Consider the following 8,183-nt stretch of genomic DNA (forward strand, 5'->3'; position numbering starts at 1 on the left):
CAATGAACGCGCCGTACGACGGTGACCGCGGTCAGGGCGCGGGCACGGACCCGGCAGACCAGGTTCCGCCCCAGCCCGCCCCCGATCCCGCCGCACAGGATCATCCGTACGCCCAGGACCCCTACACCCAGGACCAGCGGGTGCAGGACCCGTATCCGCAGGACGCCGCCTACCCGCAGGACCCGTACGCGCAGGATTCGCACACCCAGAATCTCTACGTCCAGGACCCGCAGGCCCAGCAGCACCAGGGCCGGCAGCCGGCCCAGGACCCGCACGGGCAGCTCCCCGGGGGCCAGGAGCAGTACCCCCAGGACCCGTACCTCCAGGACGCCTACGCCCAGGACCCGTACCGGGCGCAGGACCTCTCCGCCCAGGACCCGGTGGCCGAGGCGCTCTACGACCGTGCCGCTCATCCGCCGCCGCCCCCGGGGACCTATCAGCAGCCACCGCCGCTGTACCAGCAGCCACCGGCGTCGCAGTACGCCCCGGACCCCCGGGTCTGGGCGCAGACCCCGCCGCCCGAGCCGGCCGGGCCCTCGCGCCATCTGCCGTACGGCGACGACGCCAGGACCACCCAGTACACGGGCGTCGACGAACTGGTGAGCCGGGCCGGGGAGCCGGAGCAGGAGCCGGACGCCTTCGCCCATCTCTTCCGGGACCAGCAGCAGAGCGTCACCCAGACCGTTCCCGCCCCCGCCACGGAACCCGTTCCGCCGCCTCCCCCGCCGAAGAGCACGGGCGGCGGCAAGGCGTCCAGCGTGCTGAAGTCCAGCGCCCTGATGGCGGCGGGCACGATGGTCTCGCGGATCACGGGCTTCCTGCGGACGCTGGTGATGGCCGCGGCCATCGGCGTCGGCACCCTGAACGACTCCTACCAGGTCGCCAATGTCCTGCCCACGATGATCTATGTGCTGGCCGGCGGCGGCGCCCTGAACGCGGTCTTCATCCCCCAGCTCGTCCGGGCCATGAAGAACGACGAGGACGGCGGCGAGGGGTATGCCAACCGTCTGCTGACGCTCGTGATCGTGGTGCTCGGCGGCGTCACCACCCTCTGTGTACTGGCGGCCCCGCTGCTCATCCGGATGCTGTCGGACCCGATCGCCTCCGACCCGCAGCGGATGGAGGTGGCCGTCACCTTCGCCCGCTACTGCATCCCGACGCTGTTCTTCATGGGTGTCCATGTGGTGCTCGGGCAGATCCTCAACGCCCGCGGCCGGTTCGGCGCGATGATGTGGACCCCGGTCCTCAACAACGTCGTGACCATCGCGACCTTCGGCGCCTTCATCTGGGCCTTCGGCGGCTTCACCGAGTCCGGGGTGTCGGAGTCCACGATCACGCCGGAGGGTGTCCGGCTGCTCGCCATCGGCACCCTGCTCGGTCTGGTGGTCCAGGCGCTGGCCATGATCCCGTATCTGCGGGACGCGGGCTTCACGATGCGGCTGCGGTTCGACTGGAAGGGCCAGGGCCTCGGCAAGGCCCTGGGGCTCGCGAAGTGGACCTTCTTCTTCGTGCTCGCCAACCAGCTCGGCATGATCGTCGTCACCCAGTTCGCCACCTGGGCCGGTTCCGAGGCCGCCAAGGACGGCATCGAGGGCGCCGGTATCACCGCGTACAACTACGCGCTGCTCCTCTGGCAGATGCCCCAGGCCATCATCACGGTCTCGGTGATGACCGCCGTGCTGCCGCGGATCTCCCGCGCCGCCCATGACGGGGACCCCGCCGCGGTCCGCGACGACATCTCGTACGGGCTCCGCACCTCGGCCGTGGCGATCGTGCCCTGCGCCTTCGCCTTCCTCGCGCTCGGTCTGCCCATGGCGACCCTGCTCTACGCCAGCTCCGGAGACGGCGCGCGGGGCATCGGATTCACTCTGATGGCCTTCGGCCTGGGACTGATCCCGTACTCGGTGCAGTACGTCGTGCTCCGGGGCTTCTACGCCTACGAGGACACCCGGACCCCGTTCTACAACACCGTCATCGTCGCCGTGGTCAACGCGGTGGCCTCCGTCGTCAGCTTCATGGTGCTCCCGGCCCGCTGGGCCGTCGTCGGCATGGCCGCCGGATACGGCCTCGCCTACATGGTCGGCGTGGGAGTCGCCTGGCGCAGGCTGAAGGGCCGGCTGGACGGTGACCTGGACGGCGCCCACATCATGCGCACCTACGCCAGGCTCTGTATCGCCTCGCTCCCCGCCGCGGCGCTCGGCGGCGGCGCCGCCTACGCCATCATGCAGGCCCTCGGCAGCGGCGCGCTCGGCTCGCTGGCCGCGCTCATCGGTGGCGGGATCGTCCTGCTGGGCGTCTTCTTCGTCGCCGCGAAGCGGATGCGCATCGCGGAGCTGAACTCCATCGTCGGCATGGTGCGGGGGCGCCTCGGCCGTTAGGCGCGACCCTCCGCACAACCATCGTCCCCCGCCGTGTGTCGTGCATAGCAGTGGACTGTGGGCACAATTGGCTTGGCTGTTGGTTATGCGCAACGGATGGGGAGGCAGGAACGACGGTGGCGGAACGTAGCACGGCTGCCGTCGACGTGGCCGACAACAGCGGAGACGAACCGCTGACCGCGCAGGCGGGCAAGGCCACGACCGACGGGGCGGCTCAATCTGAGGACGCGGCGGAGAAGACCTCGCCGGACAAGGGCAGCGAGCGCAAGAGCGCCGAGCCCTCCATCGCCACGCCCGAGCTGCACAGCGGGCACAAGCTTGCCAGGCGCTACCGCCTTGAGGAGTGCATCACCCGTCTGGACGGTTTCAGCAGCTGGCGTGCCGTGGACGAGAAGCTGCGCCGCGCCGTGGGCGTCCATCTCCTCCCCGCCGACCATCCGCGGGCGCGCTCCGTACTGGCGGCGGCACGCTCCGCCGCTCTCCTCGGCGACCCCCGCTTCGTGCAGGTGCTGGACGCCGTCGAGGAGAACGATCTCGTCTATGTCGTCCATGAGTGGCTGCCGGACGCCACCGAGCTGACCACGCTGCTCGCCATGGGCCCGATGGAGCCGCACGCCGCCTATCAGCTCGTCGACCAGCTCTCCCAGGCCATGGCCGCGGCGCACCGCGAAGGGCTGGCCCACCTCCGGCTCACCCCCGGCGCCGTGCTGCGGACCTCCACCGGCCAGTACCGAATCCGCGGGCTCGCGGTGAGCGCGGCCCTGCGCGGAATCACCGCCGAGCGCCCCCAGCGCAGTGACACCGAGGCGATCGGCGCGCTGCTGTATGCCGCCCTGACCCAGCGCTGGCCGTACGAGAACGCCGCGCACGGCCTCTCCGGGCTCCCCAAGAGCATCGGTCTCCTCCCTCCGGACCAGGTCAGGGCGGGGGTCCACCGAGGGCTCTCGGAGCTGGCCATGCGCGCCCTGGTCAACGACGGCGCCACCGCCTCCCGGCAGGAGCCGCCCTGCACCACCCCGGACGAGCTGGCGAAGGCCATCGCGGCCATGCCGCGCATCCGGCCTCCGGAGCCCGCGTTCACTCCGCCGCCCGACTACCAGCGGACCACCTACCAGCAGGGCACCTACGGCCGGACGCCCGGCCGGCCGGGCCCTCCGGCCACCCAGCCGGTCCCCATCCCTCCGGCGCCGCTCCAGAGCCGGACCGGCAGGGTCCTGAAGTGGGGGGTGGCGGCCCTGCTGATCGCGGCCCTCGGTCTGGGGAGCTGGCAGGTCGCCGACGAGCTGATCGGCAAGGAGAACGACGGGGTGAACGACCCCGGCGTCTCCCAGGTGGACGACAAGAAGAACGAGGCCAAGGACCCCGCCGCCGCTTCCGGGAAGCCGGTGCCCATCCTCTCCGCCCGTGATTTCGACCCACTGGGCGAGGACCCGTCCGAGAAGCCCGCCGCGATAGGGAACACCCACGACGGCGACCCCGGCACCTTCTGGGCCACCAACTGGTACCGCAGCTCGGACTTCGGCCGGCTCAAGCCGGGTCTCGGCGTCATCCTGGATCTCGGCAAGGTGCAGCAGGTCGGCACCGTCGAGGTGTCGTTCCTCGGCAGCACCGCGGTGGAGTTGCGGGCGGCACCCAAGGATGCCGCCGTGGCGCCGATGTCCTATGAGGGCTTCACCAAGGTCGCCGAGGCTTCCGGAACGAATGTCGCCCTCAAGCCCGGCAAACCTCTTCAGTCGCGGTACGTTCTGGTCTGGCTGACCGATCTTCCGCCGTCCACCCCGGGGCGGTTCGAAGGCAAGGTCGCGGAGATCAAGATCACCAGCTGACGGCGGCCGGGGAGGGGGGCGACCATTGGACGACGCGACGCTCAGCGACACCAGCGATCAGGATCTGCTGGGGCGCCATGTCTCGGGGGACCCCCACGCCTTCGGCGAGCTGGTGCGCCGGCACCGGGACCGGCTCTGGGCGGTCGCGCTGCGTACCCTGGGAGACCGGGAGGAGGCCGCCGACGCGGTCCAGGACGCCCTGGTCTCCGCCTTCCGGGCCGCTCACACCTTCCGCGGACAGTCCGCCGTCACCACCTGGCTGCACCGCATCACGGTGAACGCCTGCCTGGACCGGGCCCGCAAGGCCGCCACCCGGAAGACCTCCCCGGTCGACGACACCGAACGCATGGAGCAGCTCCTCGAACCGCACGAGTCGGCCGAGGCCCCGGCCGAGCGCCGGGATCTGCACCGTGAACTGCTGGCGGCACTGGCCACCCTCCCACCCGATCAACGGGCCGCACTGGTCCTCGTGGACATGCAGGGCTACCCGGTGGCGGAGGCGGCCCGGGTGCTCGATGTGCCGACCGGAACCATCAAGAGCCGGTGCGCCCGGGGGCGGGCACGGCTGTTGCCCATGCTCACCCATCTGCGCGGTGACGCCGGGGGTAGCGGCGAACCCTCCGGGGGAAGGAACCGGACGCCGGGGGATTCCGTCCCACCGGGACACAGGGACACGGGGCCGAACGGTCCCACCGCGGTGAAGGGCGGAGGTGGGCGCACATGACATCCACGGCCGATATGACTCAGCACCCGGATGTCTCGGAGATCTCCGATCTCACCGAGGGACTGCTCTCCCCCTCCCGCAGTGCGGATCTCCGCCGGCATCTGGACGGGTGCGCCCTCTGCGCCGATGTGCTGGCCTCCCTGGAGGAGATCCGCGGGCTGCTCGGCACCCTGCCCGGGAGTACCCGGATGCCGGTGGACATCGCGGAACGCATCGACGCCGCCCTGGCCGCCGAGGCGCTGCTGGACTCCACCGCGCCCGATGACCGTGCGGATGTTTCACGTGAAACAGCGCCTGTCGTGCCGCGCCAGGAGCCGAAGCCGGCTTCCCGGCCCGCCGGACATGCCCGGGGGACGACAGGCCCCGGTCGCAGCGGCCGAGGCCGGCGCCGGCTGAGCATCGTGGGAGGAATGGCCGCCCTGGCCGCTCTCGGAGTGCTGCTCTTCCAGACGCTGGACCTGACCGGCGGGGATCAGCAGAACACCGCACGTGATGGGAGCGCCCACGCGGAGGCGGGCGCCTACAGCGGCGACTTCTCCTCGCCGGGGCTGGACGAGCATGTGCGAGCGCTCCTCTCCGGCGACACCAGCGAGCAGCAGCACGGGGCGACGGAGAGCGACAAGACCTTCGGGACCAGGGAGAGCGGCCCCGCCCCCCGGCTCAAGAGCGCGCGGACCGCACCGCCCTGCATTCAGCGGGGCACGGGCCAATCGGACACGCCCATCGAGGTCGAGCAAGGGCAGTACCGGGGCGAGAGCGCCTATCTCGTGGTCTTCGCCGACCCCGCGGACCGTCAGCGGGTACTGGCCTATGTCATCGACGCGACCTGTGTGGAATCCGCGACCACATCCCCCGGAAAACTCCTGCTGAAGGACTCCTACGCGCGCTCCTGACGCGCTACAGCGCGCTGTGCGGCCATAACGGGAATGCACGCCCCTTAGTATCCGTTGGGTGGGGTGAGAGTCATTGACCCGGCCCAGTAGACAGCAGCGCAGTCTTCAGAGACGAGGAATCAACCCGTGAGCGACGTCCGTAACGTGATCATCATCGGCTCCGGGCCGGCCGGCTACACGGCGGCGCTCTACACCGCGCGCGCCTCGCTGCAGCCGCTGGTGTTCGAGGGAGCCGTCACCGCCGGTGGCGCGCTGATGAACACCACCGATGTGGAGAACTTCCCCGGGTTCCGCGACGGCATCATGGGTCCGGACCTCATGGACAACATGCGGGCCCAGGCCGAGCGCTTCGGTGCCGAGCTGATCCCGGACGATGTTGTCTCCGTCGACCTCACCGGCGAGATCAAGACCGTCACCGACACGGCGGGCACGGTTCACCGCGCCAAGGCCGTCATCGTCACGACCGGATCGCAGCACCGCAAGCTCGGGCTGCCCAATGAGGACGCGCTCTCCGGCCGGGGTGTCTCCTGGTGCGCCACCTGCGATGGCTTCTTCTTCAAGGACCAGGACATCGCCGTGATCGGCGGCGGTGACACGGCGATGGAGGAGGCGACCTTCCTCTCCCGTTTCGCCAAGTCGGTGACCATCGTCCACCGCCGGGACACGCTCCGTGCCTCGAAGGCGATGCAGGACCGCGCCTTCGCCGACCCGAAGATCTCCTTCGCCTGGGACAGCGAGGTCGCCGAGATCCATGGCGATCAGAAGCTCAGCGGCCTGACCCTGCGGAACACCAAGTCCGGCGAGACCTCCGAGCTGGCGGTCACCGGTCTGTTCATCGCTGTCGGCCATGACCCCCGGACCGAGCTGTTCAAGGGGCAGCTGGACCTGGACGACGAGGGCTATCTCCAGGTGGCCGCGCCCTCGACGCGCACCAACCTCACGGGTGTCTTCGCCGCGGGCGATGTGGTCGACCACACCTACCGCCAGGCGATCACGGCGGCCGGCACCGGCTGCTCCGCCGCTCTCGACGCCGAGCGCTTCCTCGCCGCGCTCGCCGACAGCGAGCAGGTCGCCGAGCCGGAGAAGACCCCCGCGGTCTGACCTCACTTCCCCCCTCTCACCCCCCGAAGCAAGGAGGCCCGCCATGGGCGCGCTGAAGACCGTTACCGACAGCAGCTTTGAAGAGGATGTCCTCAAGAGCGACAAGCCCGTCCTGGTGGACTTCTGGGCCGAGTGGTGCGGCCCGTGCCGTCAGATCGCGCCGTCCCTTGAGGCCATCGCGGCCGAGCACGGCGACAAGATCGAGATCGTCAAGCTCAACATCGACCAGAACCCGGCCACCGCTGCCAAGTACGGCGTCATGTCGATCCCGACGCTGAACGTCTACCAGAACGGTGAGGTCGCCAAGACCATCGTCGGCGCCAAGCCCAAGGCCGCGATCGTCCGTGACCTTGAGCCCTTCATCGGCGACACGGTCGGCAAGTAGTCAGAGCGCCGCTGTTTCACGCGGCATGTTTCACGTGAAACATGAAGGGCCCATCCCTCCCGGGGGATGGGCCCTTGTGCATGGCGTCCTCAGAGCGGTCGGAGCGCCGGCTCCTTCTGGACCGCTCCGAGCAGCCGGTCCAGGGCCTGCTCCACATCTTCCTTCCAGGAGAGCGCGGTCCGCAGCTCCAGCCTCAGCCGGGGAAAGGCGGGGTGGGGCCGTACGGTCCTGAAGCCCACCGCGAGCAGATGATCGGCCGGCAGCACACAGGCGGGCTCCTTCCACCGGGCGTCGCCGAACGCCTCGATCGCACGGAAGCCTCTCCGCAGCAGATCCTTCGCCACGGCCTGCACCAGGACCCGGCCGAGCCCCTGCCCCTGGTGGGCCGGATTGATCCAGGCGGTCATCAACTGCACGGCGTCCACCGATACGGGACTGGTCGGAAAGGCCAGGGACCGTGGCACATAGGCGGGTGGAGCATAGAGAACGAACCCGACCGGCACATCGTCGATCCGGACCACCCGGCCGCAGGACCCCCACTCCAGCAGCACGGCGGAGATCCACGCTTCCTTCTCCCGTGCCTGCCGTCCCGCCTTGACCGCCGCCTCTCCGCTGACCTGGTCCAGCTCCCAGAAAACACACGAGCGGCAGCGCCTGGGCAGATCGGAGAGGTTGTCCCGTGTCAGGGGTACAAGCCGACGCCCCATGAAGGGTGTTCCTCGCTTCCTTCCCGGGCCGCGTACACGTCACGCCGACGCGCTCTGCTCACGGTGATGAGCGCGCACACCACAACGATCGTATCGATCTGCTCCGGGGGCGGGTACCTCGTCAGCGCAAAGGGCGGGCTGTGTCCGGTCGATCGACCGGACACAGCCA

Annotated in this window: 7 protein-coding genes; 6 read left to right on the forward strand and 1 reads right to left on the reverse strand. The window is 70.0% G+C overall.

The genetic code is table 11. The annotated features are described in order from the left end of the window. Positions 1–2 precede the first annotated feature (2 nt). The 6 genes from murJ (at position 3) to trxA (ending at position 7,307) form a co-directional block, all read left to right on the forward strand. Complete coding sequence (murJ, locus tag ABT122_RS04450) at positions 3–2,378, forward strand: murein biosynthesis integral membrane protein MurJ (RefSeq protein ID WP_351545138.1); 2,376 nt, start codon at positions 3–5, stop codon at positions 2,376–2,378. A 116-nt stretch (positions 2,379–2,494) separates the two neighbouring features. Beyond that, positions 2,495–4,204, forward strand: a complete 1,710-nt coding sequence (locus ABT122_RS04455) for a protein kinase family protein (protein WP_351545141.1) — start codon at positions 2,495–2,497, stop codon at positions 4,202–4,204. Positions 4,205–4,229: 25 nt separating this feature from the next. Next, positions 4,230–4,928, forward strand: coding sequence for an RNA polymerase sigma factor SigM (gene sigM / locus ABT122_RS04460; RefSeq protein ID WP_351545144.1), 699 nt, complete (start codon positions 4,230–4,232; stop codon positions 4,926–4,928). Further along, positions 4,925–5,821 carry an anti-sigma factor family protein gene (locus tag ABT122_RS04465; RefSeq protein WP_351545147.1) on the forward strand — a complete coding sequence of 299 codons (897 nt, stop codon included), beginning with the start codon at positions 4,925–4,927 and terminating at the stop codon, positions 5,819–5,821. The genes sigM and ABT122_RS04465 overlap by 4 nt, the downstream gene beginning before the upstream one ends. Before the next feature lie 126 nt (positions 5,822–5,947). Continuing rightward, positions 5,948–6,922, forward strand: a complete 975-nt coding sequence (trxB, locus tag ABT122_RS04470; protein WP_351545150.1) for a thioredoxin-disulfide reductase — start codon at positions 5,948–5,950, stop codon at positions 6,920–6,922. Positions 6,923–6,965: 43 nt separating this feature from the next. After that, the gene (trxA, locus tag ABT122_RS04475) at positions 6,966–7,307 is read left to right on the forward strand and encodes a thioredoxin (protein WP_351545153.1); all 342 of its coding nucleotides are present in this window, start codon (positions 6,966–6,968) and stop codon (positions 7,305–7,307) included. Between the two features lie 89 nt (positions 7,308–7,396). Here trxA and ABT122_RS04480 read toward each other — a convergent pair whose 3' ends face one another. Then, the gene (locus ABT122_RS04480) at positions 7,397–8,014 is read right to left on the reverse strand and encodes a GNAT family N-acetyltransferase (RefSeq protein WP_351545155.1); all 618 of its coding nucleotides are present in this window, start codon (positions 8,012–8,014) and stop codon (positions 7,397–7,399) included. Between the last annotated feature and the right edge of the window lie 169 nt (positions 8,015–8,183).

This window comes from Streptomyces sp. NPDC001985, assembly GCF_040296845.1.
Taxonomy (GTDB): Bacteria; Actinomycetota; Actinomycetes; order Streptomycetales; family Streptomycetaceae; genus Streptomyces.

Excerpts from the sequence above, each read along its gene's own strand:
- murJ (WP_351545138.1), top strand. The coding sequence starts at position 3 with ATGAACGCGCCGTACGACGGTGACCGCGGTCAGGGCGCGGGCACGGAC.
- ABT122_RS04465 (WP_351545147.1), top strand. The coding sequence starts at position 4,925 with ATGACATCCACGGCCGATATGACTCAGCACCCGGATGTCTCGGAGATC.
- trxA (WP_351545153.1), top strand. The coding sequence starts at position 6,966 with ATGGGCGCGCTGAAGACCGTTACCGACAGCAGCTTTGAAGAGGATGTC.
- ABT122_RS04480 (WP_351545155.1), bottom strand. The coding sequence starts at position 8,014 with ATGGGGCGTCGGCTTGTACCCCTGACACGGGACAACCTCTCCGATCTG.